General features: G+C 56.5%; 1 protein-coding gene. It reads left to right on the top strand.

Annotated elements, in window-relative coordinates:
* Window positions 1-152: 152 nt before the first annotated feature.
* The coding region (locus HMPREF2878_RS08350) for an IS256-like element IS3503 family transposase (RefSeq protein ID WP_070653275.1) at window positions 153-1321 on the top strand (1169 nt) is incomplete at its 3' end.

Below are 1321 nucleotides of genomic sequence, written 5' to 3'. Positions count from 1 at the left end.
GGGTTAAGTAAAGAAAAGTGTGTCCGCATGCCACCATAACCCCAGACCACACACCACAAATCACCAAAGAATAGCTCCCCGAAAGCTATTACCCACACCATCCCGCACCTCCGGCCACATTTGTGCTAACCGCACACCGGTTGGATTAAAGGATGACCACCAACCGCCCCAGCTGCCCACTATGCGGCAACAACACAAAGAAAAACGGCACCACCAGCAAATCAACCACCCGTTGGCGCTGCACCCACTGCGGACACTCCTTTACCCGCAACACCCAAACCCACAACAAAAACACCGCCACCATGGCTTTGTTCATCCAATGGGCCACCGGCACCCAATCTCTAACCACCTTCGCCGCACACCATGGCGTAACCAGGCAAACCATGCACCACCGATTCCGATGGTGCTGGTGGATCATCCCCACACCCACCATCGACTCATTCCGCATCCATGACCAAATCTTCCTCGACGCGACCTATCTAAAGTCCGGATGCCTCCTGATCGCAGCCAGTAAAACCCACGTCATCAACTGGACCTGGGCCAGACACGAAACCACCGCCGCCTACACCGAACTCCTACGCCCCATTGCCGCACCACTAATCGCAGTCACAGACGGCGGACAAGGTGCCCAATCAGCCATCCACCACTGCTGGCCAACAACACGCATCCAACGCTGCCTCGTCCACGCCCAACGAACAGTCCGCCGCCACACCACCAGCAACCCCCGCACCGATGCCGGCAAAACCCTCTACCGCCTAGCCCTGAAACTCACTCGCATCACCGACCTTGACCAAGCATCCACATGGGTCGCCCACCTGCACGAATTCGACCACACCTACCGGGAATGGATGAACGAGAAAACCACCATCAAAGACCCCGTTACCGGCGCCTACACCAAGGTCTACACCCACCAACGCGTCCGAGCGGCCTATCAATCATTGCTATCTCTGCACCGCAGAGACCTGCTGTTTACCTACCTGCAACCCCCACCAACAACCATCGACCCCGACAACCTTGCAGCAACAACAAACAGCCTCGAAGGTGGCATCAACGCCCCCATAAAAGAACTAGCCCGCAGACACCGCGGACTATCACTACCGCATCAACGCACAGTGATGGATTGGTGGCTGTATCTACATACAGAAGTCCCTGACGATCCGGTCAAGATCGCCAGGGACCAACGATGGGGTCAAGACGCACTTTCCACAGCAACAGACCTGATCACCCACAACACCACAGCCACTACCAATGACATCGGTGCACCAGCAGAATACGACACCGCCATCGACACCAGCTACCAACACAACCTCGGCATCCAAAA

Origin of the sequence: Corynebacterium sp. HMSC065H09 (genome assembly GCF_001812845.1) — a bacterium.
Taxonomy (GTDB): domain Bacteria; phylum Actinomycetota; class Actinomycetes; order Mycobacteriales; family Mycobacteriaceae; genus Corynebacterium; species Corynebacterium jeikeium_D.
This window is presented reverse-complemented; position numbering and strand designations above follow the sequence as displayed.